12 protein-coding genes and 1 pseudogene are annotated in these 14,875 nt (G+C 63.8%); 2 read left to right on the forward strand and 11 right to left on the reverse strand.

All coding sequences use genetic code 11. The annotated features are described in order from the left end of the window. Position 1: 1 nt before the first annotated feature. The 5 genes and pseudogenes from ACVDG8_RS24030 to ACVDG8_RS24050 all read right to left on the reverse strand — a co-directional run bounded on the left by ACVDG8_RS24030 (position 2) and on the right by ACVDG8_RS24050 (position 5,895). Positions 2–952 carry an ABC transporter permease gene (locus tag ACVDG8_RS24030; RefSeq protein WP_447256937.1) on the reverse strand — a complete coding sequence of 317 codons (951 nt, stop codon included), beginning with the start codon at positions 950–952 and terminating at the stop codon, positions 2–4. A gap of 86 nt (positions 953–1,038) precedes the next feature. Beyond that, a pseudogene (locus ACVDG8_RS24035) lies at positions 1,039–2,650 on the reverse strand (ABC transporter substrate-binding protein). A gap of 63 nt (positions 2,651–2,713) precedes the next feature. Continuing rightward, complete coding sequence (locus tag ACVDG8_RS24040; RefSeq protein WP_447256938.1) at positions 2,714–3,436, reverse strand: HAD-IA family hydrolase; 723 nt, start codon at positions 3,434–3,436, stop codon at positions 2,714–2,716. Between the two features lie 229 nt (positions 3,437–3,665). Then, positions 3,666–5,042, reverse strand: coding sequence for an aminotransferase class III-fold pyridoxal phosphate-dependent enzyme (locus tag ACVDG8_RS24045; RefSeq protein ID WP_447256939.1), 1,377 nt, complete (start codon positions 5,040–5,042; stop codon positions 3,666–3,668). A 13-nt stretch (positions 5,043–5,055) separates the two neighbouring features. After that, the gene (locus ACVDG8_RS24050) at positions 5,056–5,895 is read right to left on the reverse strand and encodes a GNAT family N-acetyltransferase (protein ID WP_447256940.1); all 840 of its coding nucleotides are present in this window, start codon (positions 5,893–5,895) and stop codon (positions 5,056–5,058) included. Positions 5,896–6,213: 318 nt separating this feature from the next. Here ACVDG8_RS24050 and ACVDG8_RS24055 point away from each other — a divergent pair, with 318 nt between their 5' ends. Together ACVDG8_RS24055 and ACVDG8_RS24060 are read left to right on the forward strand one after the other, a co-directional pair. Further along, entirely contained in the window at positions 6,214–6,882 is a 669-nt protein-coding gene (locus ACVDG8_RS24055) for a haloacid dehalogenase type II (RefSeq protein WP_447256941.1), read from the forward strand. 16 nt (positions 6,883–6,898) lie between these two features. Beyond that, entirely contained in the window at positions 6,899–8,173 is a 1,275-nt protein-coding gene (locus ACVDG8_RS24060; protein WP_447256942.1) for an NAD(P)/FAD-dependent oxidoreductase, read from the forward strand. Positions 8,174–8,185: 12 nt separating this feature from the next. On the opposite strand, the gene ACVDG8_RS24065 is transcribed toward ACVDG8_RS24060, so the two are convergent. The 6 genes from ACVDG8_RS24065 to argE all read right to left on the reverse strand — a co-directional run bounded on the left by ACVDG8_RS24065 (position 8,186) and on the right by argE (position 14,768). Beyond that, positions 8,186–9,643 carry an NAD-dependent succinate-semialdehyde dehydrogenase gene (locus ACVDG8_RS24065; RefSeq protein WP_447256943.1) on the reverse strand — a complete coding sequence of 486 codons (1,458 nt, stop codon included), beginning with the start codon at positions 9,641–9,643 and terminating at the stop codon, positions 8,186–8,188. A gap of 17 nt (positions 9,644–9,660) precedes the next feature. Further along, positions 9,661–10,704: a tartrate dehydrogenase gene (locus ACVDG8_RS24070; RefSeq protein WP_447256944.1), complete on the reverse strand. Its 1,044-nt coding sequence runs from the start codon at positions 10,702–10,704 to the stop codon at positions 9,661–9,663. Positions 10,705–10,712: 8 nt separating this feature from the next. Next, positions 10,713–12,176: an aldehyde dehydrogenase family protein gene (locus ACVDG8_RS24075; protein WP_447256945.1), complete on the reverse strand. Its 1,464-nt coding sequence runs from the start codon at positions 12,174–12,176 to the stop codon at positions 10,713–10,715. A 153-nt stretch (positions 12,177–12,329) separates the two neighbouring features. Further along, positions 12,330–12,683: a cupin domain-containing protein gene (locus ACVDG8_RS24080; RefSeq protein WP_447256946.1), complete on the reverse strand. Its 354-nt coding sequence runs from the start codon at positions 12,681–12,683 to the stop codon at positions 12,330–12,332. Between the two features lie 23 nt (positions 12,684–12,706). Next, a complete protein-coding gene (locus ACVDG8_RS24085) occupies positions 12,707–13,630 on the reverse strand; it encodes a 2-hydroxyacid dehydrogenase (RefSeq protein ID WP_455707243.1) in 924 nt (307 codons plus the stop codon). Positions 13,631–13,643: 13 nt separating this feature from the next. After that, on the reverse strand, positions 13,644–14,768 hold the full coding sequence (argE, locus tag ACVDG8_RS24090) for an acetylornithine deacetylase (protein WP_447256947.1): 1,125 nt from the start codon (positions 14,766–14,768) through the stop codon (positions 13,644–13,646). Positions 14,769–14,875: the final 107 nt, after the last annotated feature.

Raw genomic sequence — 14,875 nt, forward strand, 5'->3', positions numbered from 1 at the left:
GTTATCTCAGCCTCGGGTTGGACATGATGGCGACGATATCTGCGGCCGTGATGAGCAGGAGATAGCCGAGGCAGAAGATCATCGCGCAGCTCTGGATCAGCGGCAGGTCGCGGGTCGCGACCGCATCGACCATCAGCTTGGCGATGCCGGGATAGTTGAAGATCGTCTCGACGATGATGACGCCGCCGACAAGATAGGACAGCGAGAGCGCCACTGCGTTCACGATCGGCCCGAGCGCGTTGGGCAGCGCGTGCCTGAGCACCATGCGACTGCGAGACGCTCCTTTGAGAAGCGCCATCTCGACATAAGGTGTGGATAGCGTCTCGATCACCGCGGCGCGGGTCATGCGGATCATCTGGGCGGAGATGACGAAGGTAAGCGTGATCACCGGCATTGCGTAGATGCGCACCAGGTCGGTCAGCGAATGCGCCTCGTTGACCGAAGACAGCGCCGGCAGCCATTTGAGATAGACGGCAAAAAGCAGCACCGCCAGCGTCGCCACCATGAACTCCGGCACGGAGATGACGCCGATGGAGAGAACGGTGACGGCGCGGTCGTAGAGCGAGCCGCGCAGCATCGCGGCAGTGATGCCGAGCGTCAGGGCCAGCGGCACCGAGATGAGTGTGGTGATGGCAGCGAGCTTCATCGTGTTGACCAGACGGCCGCCAATCAATGCTGCGACCGGCATTTGATTGGCATAGGAGGTGCCAAGATCGCCGTGGAGCAGCCCGAAAAGCCAGCGCAGGAAGCGCAGGATTGCCGGATCGTTGAGATGCATGGCCTCGCGCAGGCCAGCGACTGCTTCGGGAGTCGCCGCCTGGCCGAGCAGGATCGACGCGGTGTCGCCCGGCAGCATGCTGGTGGCGAAGAATACGGCGAACAGTACGATCAACAGCGTGACGATCGCGATCCCCAGCCGCTTCAGCACGAGGTTCAAGACCCCAGACTTCATGGAAGCGCTCCCTGCGTTTGCGTTCGGTCAAACAATCCTGCGCAATGCAGTGCCGGGGCCGGTCGGCCGGCCCCGGCAGGCGCCTCTCAGGCCTCAAGCCAGAGATATTCCGCCATTGCGTACCCCATCATGCCACCGAGCGGGTTCGCTTCCAAACCCTTCACCTTGCTTGAGAGTGCATCGACGTTGGAAATGTAAGCCGGGATGATAGTGCCAGCCTCGTCGGCGATCATGGTCTGCATCTGGCCATAGATCTCCTTGCGCTTGGCCTGGTCGAGCGAGCCGCGAGCTTCCACAAGCATCTTGTCGAACTTCTCGGATTTGTATTGGCTTTCGTTCCACGGCGCGTTGGATGCGTAGAGGAGCGAGAAAAGGATGTCGGGCGTCGGGCGCGGATTGATGTTGCCGAAATGGATCGGCGCCTTGAGCCAGTAATTGTCCCAGTAGCCGTCGGACGGAACACGTTGAACGTCGAGCTTCATGCCGATGTCGGCACCCGCGGCCTGGATGATCACCGCCATGTCGATCGACGAGGTCGCGGCATCTGAGGCGACCACAGGAATTGACTGGCCGAGCAAATCCGTCTTCTGGAAGTGGAACTTCGCCTTGTCCGGGTCGAAGGCCTTCGGCTTGAGGTCGGCATTGTGGAAGACGTTGGCCGGGGAGACGGGCTGGTCGTTGCCGATCTCGCCGAGGCCGCGCAATGCCGATTTGACGATCTGCTCGCGGTTGACGAGATACTTCATGCCGGCGACGAAGTCGGCCTTATTGCCCGGGTCCATGTCGAGCCGGATGTTGAGGTCGGTGTAGTTGCCCGAGGTCGTCTTCGACAGCTCGAAGCCCTGCTGGCTTTCCAGCAGCTTCATGGCGCGCGGATTGATCGAGGCGGCAAAGGCGATGTCGCCCGAAATCAGCGCGTTCACGCGGGCACTGTCGTCACTGATGGCGATGAACTCGAAGGAGTCGAGATAAGGCTTGCCGGACTTCCAGTAGTTCTTGTTCTTGGTGACCACCGAACGCACGCCAGGCTCGAAGGTCTGCAGCACGAAGGCGCCGGTGCCGTTACCCTTTGAGAAATCAGTCGTGCCGTCCTGGACGATCATGAAGTGATGCAGTGCCAGGATGGTGGGCAGGTCGGCATTCGGGTCGGCGAGCGTGATTTCCACGGTCGACTTGTCGACCGCCTTGAAGCCGGTCATCTGCGCGGCGATCTTGGCGACCTTGGAGCCGACCGCCTTGTCGAGATGGCGCTTGAGCGAGAAGACGACGTCGTCAGCCGTAAGGTCCTTGCCGTCATGGAAGGTGACGCCCTTGCGCAGCTTCACGGTCCAGGTCTTGGCGTCCTTGCTGTCGATGCTTTCGGCCAACTCCATCTGCGTCTTGCCGTCCTTGTCGAGGAAGGTCAGTCGGTTGTAGAGAGAGCAGCAGCGGACATAGTCGGTTGAGAGCGAAGCCTTCGCCGGATCGAGCGTGTCCGCGGTCGAAGACGACCAGCCGGCGGCCTTGAGGTTTCCACCTGAAACTGGCGTGGCGGCGACAGCATTGGTAGCGCGGCCGAGTACCACACTCCCCGCGGCAACTGCAGGCGCCGCCGGCCAGCAGCATCTTGAGGAGTTCGCGGCGGCTCGCACCCCGCCGAATGGCGTTTTCGACCATGGCATCGTCTGCGCTGGTCCAGTTGGTGATCTTGTCGGTCATATCATTCCCCTTTCTGTTGATTGGTCGGTATGCTCGTCTTTGTGCGGCTTTCCGGGCTTGGGTTCAGGTTCGCTCCTTCAGGCTCTCGCGCACGGCAGCCGCAAGGGCGGCCATCGAGGTGAAGTGATAGTCCGGCACGGTGAAGCGCTCGGGCTCGATCGTGCCTCCATAGCCCTTCTGGGCGTGCCGGCGCTCGATCCAGCAATTGGTCATACCGAGCGTCCTGGAGACGCCGATGTCGTGATACTGGCTTTGCGCGACATGCAGGATGTCGTCCTTGCTATCGCCGCGCCATGCGACGAAATCGAAAACCTTCTGGAAGAATGCCGGATCAGGTTTCTCCGTGCCGGTATCGTCGGCCGTGAAGGTGGCGAAGAAGGGCGATCCGAGCTGCTTCTCGAAATGGTCAAGCGCCCAGCGCCGCGCGTTGGTCATGGCGATCAGCTTGTGCGACTTGGCAAGGTCGGCCAGTGCGGCCGCGCTGTCCGGGAAGCCTTTCCAGACGCTCGCGGAATCCCGCAGGCGGACACCGTGTTTCTCTTCTGCCGGCAGGCCGAGCCGCGCCGCGATGACCATGTAGACACGCACGAGATCGTCGGGAAACAGGCCGGCATCGGGCATATAGCGAGCTTGCCGGTAAAGGCTCAGCGCCTCCTCACCCTCGATGGCGACGCCGGCCTCGGCGGCGATAGCGTCGAGGCAGGCCGTGATACCGCCTTCGAAATCGATCAGCGTGCCGACCACATCGAAGGTCATGTATTCGAATTCGCTAAAGGCCTTGGGCAAGAACTAGCTCTCCTCTATGGCCGAACCGTGCTGAACAGAACAAAATTCCGTGCTGTCCGGGACGTCGCCTTGTCAAGAAGCCGGTAAATTCCGACTTTCTGGCCTTGTCTTAACGGTAGTCTGGCACTTCCCCCGCGCTGGATTCGCCGAAAAGGCGCGGGGCTTCGGCACAAAATTGCGAAATCGTCTGCCCCGGCGATATTTCGAGATGCTAAAAATCCGCCGCTGCTCAGCTCAACGCCTTACGGACATCCGGATCGTCCAGCGTCTGGTCGAGCGTCACGCGCGTGCGTTCGATGATCGCATCGATATCGCCATCGCTGCAGCAGAGCGGCGGGGCGTAGCCGAGAACGCCATGCGCGAACGCACGGATAATGAGGCCGTTGTCCCAAGCCCGGTCGAAGACCCGTCGCGCCGGCATTGCCGACGTCGGAAGCGGTGCCTTCTTCTGCTTGTCGGTCACTAACTCAATCGCCGCGAGCAGGCCGCGGCCACGCACGTCGCCGACGAGCGGATGATCCCTCAGGCGTTCCAAGCCTGCCATCAGGCGGGCACCGGCCTTGACGCCGTTTTCCAGTAGGCCGCCGTCTTCGTAAAGCTTCAGCACTTCGAGCGCGACGGCGGCACTGACCGGATGGGCCGAATAGGTATAGCCGTGGCCGATCGCCGCGTTACCCGCGCCGTCGGCGATGACCTGGTAGACATGGTCGGCCATGAACACGGCGCCCATGGGAACATAGCCCGACGTCAAGCCCTTCGCGGTCGTCATGAAATCGGGAACGATGTCCTCTTCCGTGCAGGCGAACAGCGGCCCGGTGCGACCGAAGCCGGTGATCACCTCGTCGGCGATGAACAGGATGCCGTATTCCTTGCATAGTTCGCGGATCGCCCTGATCCAGCCCTTCGGCGGCACGATGACGCCGCCGGAGCCCTGTATCGGCTCGGCGTAGAAGGCGGCGACCCGGTCGGGCCCGATCGCCTCGATCTTCGCCTTCAGCGCGGCGAGCGATGCGGCGATGATCGCGTTGCCATCCTCGCCGACCGGATTGCGGTAGGGGTAGGGCGACGGGATCTTGTGCTGCCATTCGAAGGGAATGCCGAAGCCGGCGTGAAAGGCGGGTAGGGCTGTCAGGCCCGCGCCGACCACCGACGATCCGTGATAGCCCTGCTCGATCGAAATGAACTGGTCGCGCTGCGGCTCGCCCTTGGCAGTCCAGTAGTAACGGACGAAGCGGATCGTGCTGTCGATCGCGTCCGATCCGCCGAGCGTGAAATAGACGTGATTGAGGTCTCCCGGCGCGCGGTCGGCCAGTTCCGAGGCGAGCCGGATAGCCGGCTCCGAGCCGAGATCGAAATAGGCTGTGGCATAGGGAAGTTCGCGCATTTGCCGGGCCGCCGCCTCGACGATGCTGTCGTGGCCGTAACCGGCATTGACGCACCAAAGCCCGGCGAAACCGTCAACGAGCTTCTTGCCGGATGCGTCGGTCACAGTCGCGCCCTTCGCGGATTTCAGCACGCGCACGCCAAGCGCCTCGTGGCCGCGATAGGAGGAGACCGGATGAATGAGATGGGCGCGGTCGAGTTCGATCAGCGAATTGGTGAGCATTTTTTTCTCCGAACTAGCCGAGCGCCTGGTTGGCGAGGGCATAAACTTTTGGCCTGGCCTGCGCCGCGTCGGTCCTGGATGGACGGTCCATGGCCACGCCGCCGCCGACGTGAGCGAGGCCGATTTCGGTGAGCCAGCCGGCGATGCCTGTCCTGCTGTCGGTATCGACGCGCAGGAAGGCGCCGGGGCGCGACGCGGCGAAGAAGCCGATCAGGGCTTTGGCTTCCTCCGCATTGCCCGCGATGACCGGGCCGATCACCTCGCCGCGCCCGAACGGGCGAATCGCGGCATAGGCCTCGATGGCGCCGCTGCGGCGAATGCAGGCGAACTGGCCGCGCTCGGCCAGCGCATCGATCAGGGCTTCGCGGTCGGCGCCATAGGCACTGCGGTCCAGCGCCTTGATCTCAGGCAAGTCATTCGCGCTTGCCGCTTCCACGCCGTCGGGTGCGCCAAGCCGAGCGACGCTGCCCTGATGCTGCAGGATGGTGCCCGAGGGCGCAAAGCCCAGTTTCTGATAGAGCGGCATGCCGTCGGCGGTTGCGACAAGCCGCAGCGGACGATCCTCGGCTAAGGCAAAGGCCTGCTCCATCAGCCGGCGCCCGAGCCCTATGCCTCGCATACTCTTGTCAACGATCACCATATTGATCATGGCGCAATCCGTGCCATAGGGCGTCACCAGGATAGTTCCGGTGACCCGGCCCTGGTCGTCGAGCGCGACCGCGCCGCTAGAAAGCTGCAGCGCCATCTGCCAGTCCTGCGGGCGATGCGGCCAGTTCTCCTGGCGGGACAGCGCCACCGCGCCCTCGATATGGTCGGACCCGAAGGCCCGGAGTTCGATCTCGCGCTGCTGCATGAGGCATCCTTCCTTCTGCCTGCAAGTCTCGGTCATCTGCGCGCGGCGGATCGTCTGAACGTTTCGGTCTTTGCGATATCTTTCGCCTTTGCGCGGGGCGTGCGCCGCATGTTCTGCTGGCAGCGTCCTCGATGGTCGCTTTGCCGTCGCTCAATGGCGGACTTCTCGACGGGCAAGATGCTACAGCGTGCCAAACCGGACGGCGGATACGGAACTTTCTGCTTTCGGCAGGCGCTTTTCGGTCAGGTGCCCCGCCACCTCCCGACCTATGATGAACACATCCCAGCGCGGATATGTTTCCACCGGAGATCGACGGACATGGCTTCTTTCAGGCCCAAATACATCACCTTCGACTGCTACGGCACGTTGACGAATTTCCAGATGGCTGAAGCGGCGCGCGACCTCTACGTCAGCCGGCTCGACGAGCCGCGCATGCAGGAGTTCATCAAAAACTTCGCAGCGTACAGGCTCGACGAGATATTGGGTGACTGGAAGCCCTATGCCGACGTCGTCCACAACGCGCTCGAGCGCGCCTGCAAGCGCAACAGCGTCGCCTTCAGCACCGACGCCGCCAGGATGGTCTATGAGCGTGTCCCGACCTGGGGACCGCATGCCGATGTTCCGGCAGGCCTTGCCAAGGTCGCCAAGGAAATTCCGCTGGTGATCCTTTCCAACGCCATGAACGCGCAGATTATGTCCAATGTCGAGAAGCTCGGCGCGCCGTTCCATGCCGTCTACACAGCCGAACAAGCGCAGGCCTACAAGCCGCGCTTCAAGGCCTTCGAATATATGTTCGACAGGCTTGGCTGCGGCCCTGAGGACATCCTGCACTGCTCGTCTTCGTTCCGCTACGACCTGATGTCGGCGCATGATCTCGGCATCAAGAACAAGGTCTGGGTCAATCGCGGCCACGAACCGGCCAACCCGTATTACGGATATGTGGAGATCGCCGATATTTCCGGTCTTCCTGGCGTGGTCGGGCTTTGAAACGGGCGGATTGTCGATGAAATTCGTCTCCTACTGGCACGACACGGCCCCGATCTTTGCCGATGGGGCGCACGGCCCGATCGAAGGGCACTATGATACCGCCATTATCGGCGGCGGCTTCACGGGTCTCGCCGCCGCGCGCCAGCTGGCAAAGTCCGGCGCCAAAGTGATCGTGCTAGAAGCGGAGCGTGTCGGCTGGGGCGCATCGGGGCGCAATGGCGGGCATCTGAATAACGGCCTTGCCCACAGCTACCTGTCGGCCAAGGCGGAACTCGGCAGGGAGCGCGCGATCGCTCTCTACCGGGCGTTGGATGACTCTGTCGACACCATCGAGGCGCTGGTCGCCGAGGAAGGCATCGACTGCAACTTCCGCCGCGCCGGCAAGCTCAAGCTCGCCTCCAAGCCGAAGCATTTCGAGGCGATCGCGCGCAACTTCGAAGCCATTCACGCCGAGGTCGATCCGGATACAGCTCTGCTGTCGGTGGCCGATCTCAAATCCGAGATCGGCTCGCCCTTCCATGGCGCGATGCTGTCGAAAAAGAGCGCCATGATGCATATGGGCCGCTATGTGGCGGGCCTGGCGACGGCCGCCGTTCGCCATGGCGCGGTCATACACGAGAACACCAGGGTGACCGACCGCAGGCAGGCCGGAACCAGGCACGAGCTCACAACGTCTTGCGGCAAGATCAGCGCTGATAATGTGCTGGTGGCGACGGGCGCCTACACGACGCCGAATTTCGATTACTTCCGCCGCAGACTCATCTCGGTCGGCAGCTTCATCATCGCCACGCGGCCGTTGAGCGACATTGAGATCGCCGCCACCATGCCGGGCAACCGGACCTGCGTGACCTCAATGAACATCGGCAACTACTTCCGGCTCGCACCCGACAGGCGCCTGATCTTCGGCGGCCGCGCGCGTTTCTCGGCGACTTCGGACCAGCGCTCCGACGCCAAGAGCGGGCAGATATTGCGGACAAGCCTCGCGGCGATTTTTCCGCAGCTCGCGAAGGTCGAGATCGACTATTGCTGGGGCGGGCTAGTCGACATGACCAAGGATCGCTTTCCGCGGGCCGGCTACCATGAGGGGGTCTGGTACGCGATGGGCTATTCCGGCCATGGCGCGCAGCTTTCCACCCATCTCGGCATGATCCTGGCCGATGCCATGCTCGGCCGCGAGGACCGCAATCCGCTGAAGGGCCTCGAGTGGCCTTCCATCCCAGGCTACTCAGGCAAGCCGTGGTTCCTCCCGATGGTCGGCCTCTACTACAAGGCGCTCGACCGGATGCAGTGATCCGGGCTGAGTTTAGCCCAGTCCGCCCATGTGGAAGCTCTTCATCTCGAGATATTCCTCGATGCCGACCTGCGCGCCCTCGCGCCCGAGGCCGGACTGCTTGACGCCGCCGAAGGGCGCCACTTCCATCGAGACCGAGCCGGTGTTGAGCCCGACCATGCCGAACTCCAGCGCCTCGCCGACGCGCCAGGCGCGTTTCAAATTCTCGGTGTAGAAGTAGGAGGCAAGGCCGTAAGGCGTACCGTTGGCGAGCGCGATCGCTTCCTCTTCGGTTTCGAAGCGGAAGAGCGGCGCGACCGGGCCGAAGGTTTCCTCGCCGGCGAGCTGCATCTCTGCCGTGACGCCGGTCAGCACCAGAGGCGCGACATATTGCGGGCCCTCCGGCAGCGCCGGTCTTTCAGTGACGATCGCAGCGCCCTTCGCAAGCGCGTCCTCGACATGACGGTTGATCTTCTCGACCGCCGCCATGTTGATCATCGGCCCGATCGCGACGCCCGGCTGTGTGCCGGGTCCGACCGTCATGGCATTGACGCGGGCGGTGAGCCTGGCGGCGAAGGCATCGTAGACACTCGCCTGGACGAGGATGCGGTTGGCGCACACGCAGGTCTGGCCGCCATTGCGGAATTTCGAGACGAGCGCGCCTTCGACAGCGAGATCGAGATCGGCGTCGTCGAAGACGATGAAGGGGGCGTTGCCGCCGAGCTCCAGGCTGAGCCGCTTTACGCTGTCGGCAGCGCCGCGCATTAACAGTGAGCCGACCCGCGTCGAGCCAGTGAAGGATATCTTGCGCACCGTGTCGTTCGCCATGATCTCGTTGCCGATCTCGGCCGGCATGCCGGTGACGATGTTGATGACGCCGGCCGGAATGCCGGCGCGTTCGGCGAGCACGCCGAGCGCCAGCGCCGAATAGGGCGTGAACTCGGACGGTTTGATCACCACTGTGCAGCCGGCGGCCAGCGCCGGCGCGACCTTGCGGGTGATCATGGCGTTGGGAAAGTTCCACGGCGTGATGATTCCGCAGACGCCGACCGGTTCCTTCAGCACGATGATGCGGCGGTCTTGCGTGGGCGAGGGGATGGTGTGGCCGTTGATGCGGCGTGCTTCTTCCGCGAACCATTTGACGAAGGACGCGCCGTAGCGGATCTCGCCCTTGGCCTCGTCCAGCGGCTTGCCCTGTTCCGTCGTCAGGATCAGCGCTAGATCATCCAGATGCGCGAGCATCAGGCCATGCCAGGCTTCCAGCAGCGCCGCGCGCTCGGCATTGGTCTTCTTCCGCCAGTCTGGATAGGCGGAGGCCGCGGCTTCGATGGCCGCTCGGGTGTCGGAACCGGCCATGTCGGGCACAGTGCCGATCGCCGCCTGCGTCGCCGGATCGATGACCCCGACTGTCTTGCCAGAGTCGGCAGCGACCCATTTGCCGCCGATCAGGCCGGCTTCGCAGAAGAGGCTTTTGTCCTTCAGGTTTTTCATTGGAAACGACCTTGCATTCAGCTGAGCGCCGCGACGACGGCGGCTGTGATGGCGTCTGTCTTGTCCTTGCCGGCGATGGTTCCAATGCCGCGCGCGGTCGTCGCCTCGAGCGCCTTCATGATGCGGCCGGCCGCGGCCGTCTCGCCGAGGTGCTCGAGCATCATCGCGCCCGACCAGATGGTGGCGATCGGATTGGCGATGCCGAGATGGGCGATGTCCGGGGCGGAGCCGTGCACCGGCTCGAACATGGACGGCGCCGAGCGGTCGGGATTGATGTTGGCGGAGGCGGCGTAGCCGAGCCCGCCCTGGATCGCTGCGCCGATGTCGGTCAGGATGTCGCCGAAGAGATTGGAGGCGACGACCACGTCGAGACTGTCAGGCGCCATGATCATGCGTGCGGCAAGCGCGTCAACATGATAGCTGGTGACTTCGACGTCGGCATATTCCGCAGCCAGCTTACGGGTAATATCGTCCCAGAACACCATTGAGTGTTTCTGCGCGTTGGACTTGGTGACCGAGGCGAGCTTGCGGCACCGTGCGCGCGCCTGCTCGAGTCCGAAGCGCAGGATGCGCTCGACACCAGCGCGGGTGAAGATCGAAGTCTCCACTGCGACCTCGTCCTGGGTGCCCTGATGCACGCGTCCGCCAGCGCCCGAATATTCGCCTTCGGTGTTCTCGCGGATGCACAATATATCGAAGCTCTCGGCACGCAGCGGACCCGTCACGCCCGGCAGCAGACGATGCGGCCTTATGTTGGCGTATTGCACGAAGGCCTTGCGGATCGGCAGCAACAGGCCGTGCAGCGAAACAGAGTCCGGCACTTCCGCCGGCCAGCCGACGGCGCCCAGAAGAATGGCGTCGAAGCCGCGCAATATACCGATGCCGTCCTCGGGCATCATGCTGCCGGTGTCCTTGTAAAATTTGCAGGACCAGGGAAATTCGGTTCCGGTCAAGGAGAAGCCCGACTGTTTGGCCGCGGTTTCCAGCACCGTCCAGGCGGCGGCGGTTACGTCGCGGCCAATGCCGTCACCGGGGATCAGGGCGATCGAATAGGACTTCATCGGCATCTCTAGAGGCTGATCAGGACGCTCTTGGTCCTGCGATTGGCGAGATAGGCCTCGCGACCAAGATCCTTGCCGATCCCGGAGCGCTTGTAGCCGCCGGTCGGCAGGATGTGGTCGCGCGAGCGGCTGTAGCGGTTGACCCAAACCGTGCCTGCTTCCAGTTTGCGCGCGATGCGGATGGTGCGGGATAAGTCGGCGGTGAAAAGGCCGGAAGCCAGGCCGTAGGTCGGATGGCTGGCCAGCGCCAGCGCCTCTTCCTCTGTCTCGAAGGTCTGGACAGTCAGGACCGGGCCGAAGATTTCCTCGACGATTGCCGGATTGGCCTGATTGACATTGGCAATCAGCGTCGGTTCGTAAAAATAGCCGGGAGCTTCCATGGCCCCGCCACCAGTCAGGCATTCGCCACCGGCGGCGATGGCGGCCCGCACGACGCCGTCGACACGCGCCCGCTGCCGCTCCGAAATGATCGGCGAATACTGCGTCGCCTCGTTCCAGGTCGGGCCAGGCCGTGTTGCCTTCATTCGATCCAAGATGGCCGTCGTCAGTTTATCGGCGACATTCTTCTTGGCAATCAGGCGCGTGCCGGCCACGCAGGCCTGGCCGGCATTGAAGATGACGCTGCCGGCGATCGCCGCTGCGGCCTTGTCGAGATCGGCGTCGGCAAAGACGAGCTGCGGGCTCTTGCCGCCAAGCTCCAGTGTCATTGGCTTGACCCCTGTGCGAGCGACATTCTCCATGATCGCCGAACCGGCGCGGGTCGAGCCGGTGAAGCTGATCTTGGCGATCTCTGGATGGCCGGTCAGCGCCGTGCCGGTCGTCAGGCCGTCGCCGAGCACCACATTGATCAGCCCCGCCGGCAGGCCGGCCCTCACAGCGAGTTCCGCCAGACAGACGGCCGAGAAGGGCGTCATTTCCGACGGCTTCAGCACCACTGCGTTGCCGGCCGCCAGCGCCGGACCGAGTTTCCAGCCTGCCATCGAGATCGGAAAATTCCACGGCGTGATTGCGCCGACCACGCCATAAGGCTCGCTCATGATCATGCCGAGACTGGCGTCGTCGGTCGGCGCGAGCTCGCTGCCTTCCTTGTCGGCGAATTCGGCAAAGAAGCGGATCTGCTCGGCGGTCACCGCGATGTCGCCGGCGACAAGCTGGCCGACGGGGCGAGTGGAGCACAGCGCTTCGATCCGGGCGAGGGTTGTGGCTTCCGACTCGATTAGATCGGCCCACGCCTGCAGGACCCTGGTGCGCTCGCGCGGACGGACGCCGCCCCAGTTGCTGGCCTTAAGCGCCGCCTTGGCGCTCTCCACCGCACGGCCGACAATATCAACACCCGCCACGGGGCAGGCGGCATAGGCCTTGCCGTCCGACGGGCGGCGCATCTCGATCGCGCCGTCGGCCGAAATCAGCTCGCCGCCGATGAAATGGCCGACTGGAAGGGGAATTGTGTCGGGATCGAAGCTTAGGCTCATGGGCAAACCACTCGGCAGTATCGGCTTTAGCCTAGCGCCTGCGGGTATGCAGCATGCGCTGTTCGATGATCCCCCGCCGACGAATGTTGCGTGTCGGACGGCAGCGACGGCAAAATCTTCCGCGCCGAGGTTCTGCGCCGGCGCGGACGCTCGCTAGCCTACCGTGACGTAGATCTTGCGCACGGTCTCGACGGTCTTCCACACCCCGGTGAAGCCTGGCTTCATCACGAAGCTGTCGCCGGCCCGGTAGGTCACCGTCTCGCCGGCTTCGGGCGTGATTTCGACAACGCCGGAGAGGATGTGGCAGAACTCGAAGGTCTCGCCCTTGATCGAGCGCGTCTCGCCAGGTGTCGCCTCCCAGATGCCTGTATGGACGAGGTCGTCCTTGGCTACGTCCTGCGCCCAGGTCTTGAAGGCGGGATTACCAGCAATCAGCCGCTCGGGCAGCGAACTGGATTCGCGCGGTGAAAAGCTCGGGTTGGTGTCGATGGATTTGAGCAGGGACACGGGATGGCCTTTCCGGTTGGAGTTCAATAGCCGCGCGATCGATCGACGAGCCCGATGGGATCGAGCCCGGCGCGGTGACGCTTGATGTTTTCGATGACCGCCCGTGCGGCGGTGGCGGGTTGCGTGACGCTGGCGACATGCGGGGTCAGGATGATCTTCGGATGCGACCAGAACGGATGGCCCGCAGGCAGCGGCTCGGGCTCGGTCACGTCGATCATCGCTGACGACAGATGATTGCTGTCGAGCGCGGCGATAAGCGCTTCGTGGTCGAGCTGCGGCCCGCGCCCGGTGTGGACGATCGCCGCGCCTTTGGGCAGTTTTGCGAATAGGGCGGCATTGAGAAACCCGCGCGTCTCATCGGTCAGCGGCAGCAGGCAGACCAGTATGTCGCTGACCGCGAGCATCTCCTGAAGGCCGAGCTCGCCATGGTGACAGATCACGTCCTCGATCCGCCGCGGAGAGCGACTCCAGCCGGAGAGCGGAAAACCGAAGGGTTTCAGGCGGTCGAACACGGCTTGGCCGAGTTGTCCGAGACCGAGTACGCCGATCCGGCGCGAGCCGACCTGAGGCTGCGGGATATCTCGCCATTGGCCTGCACGCTGCTGGGCGAGATAGGTCGGCAGGCAGCGGTGGAGCGCAAGCACAGCCAGCGCCACATATTGCTGCATCATGCGCACGATGCCTTGCTCGATCATGCGTACGATCTTCACCCTCGCGGACACGGCATCGAAGCAGAACTGGTCGACCCCGGCGCCGAGGGAAAAAAGAATTTCCAGGTTCCTGTAGCGGGCGAGGTTCTCCGGAACGGTCCAGGTGATCAGATAACGCACCGCGTCGGGGTCGATCGCCGCGGCATCCATCGCGAAAGGGACGTCCGGAAGTTCCTTGGCGAAGGCCTCGGCAAACACCGCACCACGCCGTGCATCGGAGTTGAACAGGAAGGTCATGCCAGATGCTCCTTCAGGCCGCGCAACGCGCGCCCAGCGCCTCGATCAACCGCTGGCAGGCAATGAGTTCGCCGGCGAGGATATACTCGTCCGGCTTGTGGGCGCGGCCGATATCGCCGGGGCCGCATATGATCGCATCGAAGCCGGACGCCTGGTAAAGCCCGGCCTCCGTGCCGTAGCTGACGGCAGCGAGCGGCGCCTTGCCGGTCAGGTCGCTAAGGAGTGCCGCCAGGCTTGAGTCCTGCGGCAGCGACAGCGCCGGATAGGCGCTCTTCGGCGTCCACTCGACCAGATACCCCTTGGCGGCAAGCGCCTCGGCCCGCGCCTTGATGGGCGCGAGCAGGCTGGCGGGGTCGACGCCCGGTATGGCGCGCGCCTCCAGGTCCAGCGTGCAACTGTCGGGGATGATGTTGACCTGATGTCCGCCGGCGATCACGCCGGCCTGCAGCGAGGAATAGGCCGGCTCAAAAGTTGGATCGAACGGACCGTTTGTCAGCTGTTCGGCCTCGCGGACTGCCGCGCTCAGCGCCTCGGCCATCGCATGGATGGCGTTGAGCCCGAGATCCGGCCGCGAGGAATGGCCGGAGCGCCCGTGGATAGTCACGCGGGCGGCCGCCTTGCCCTTGTGGCCGCGCACGGCGCCCATGCCGCTCGGCTCGCCGACGATGACGCCGAGCGGCTTCGCACAAAGTTCGGGAAGTCGGGCAATCAGATGCGGCACGCCGCGGCATCCAATCTCCTCGTCATAGGAGAAGGCGAGGTGGACCGGCTTGGTAAGCCGAAGCCCGGCCAACTTGGACACGGCCGCAAGCGCGGCCGCGAGAAACCCCTTCATGTCCGTTGTGCCGCGTCCATACAGCCTTTCGCCCTCCCGACGCAGCACGAAAGGCGGCGAGCTCCATTGCGGCTCACCGGCGGGGACGACGTCCATGTGGCCGGACAGGATATAGCCGGGAACATCGGCGGGGCCGATCGTCGCGAAAAGATTGGCGCGGTCGCCTTCCGGTCCGGGAAGCAGGGTGACCTTTGCGTCATGTTCGCCGAGATAGGTCTCGATCCAGCCGGCGATGTCGGAGTTCGGCTTGCCGGCGACCGACGGAAAGGCGACGAGACGGTCGAGGATGTCTAAGACGTCCATTCCAGCCCTCAAGGCATCTTCAGGTTGCGGGGGATCGGCGCCGCTGGCCATAACTGCGGGATTGCCGCAGAGCATGGACGCGTTCCTTCGCGATTGCGTGCCGAAAG

It is taken from the genome of Mesorhizobium sp. ORM8.1 (assembly GCF_053005525.2).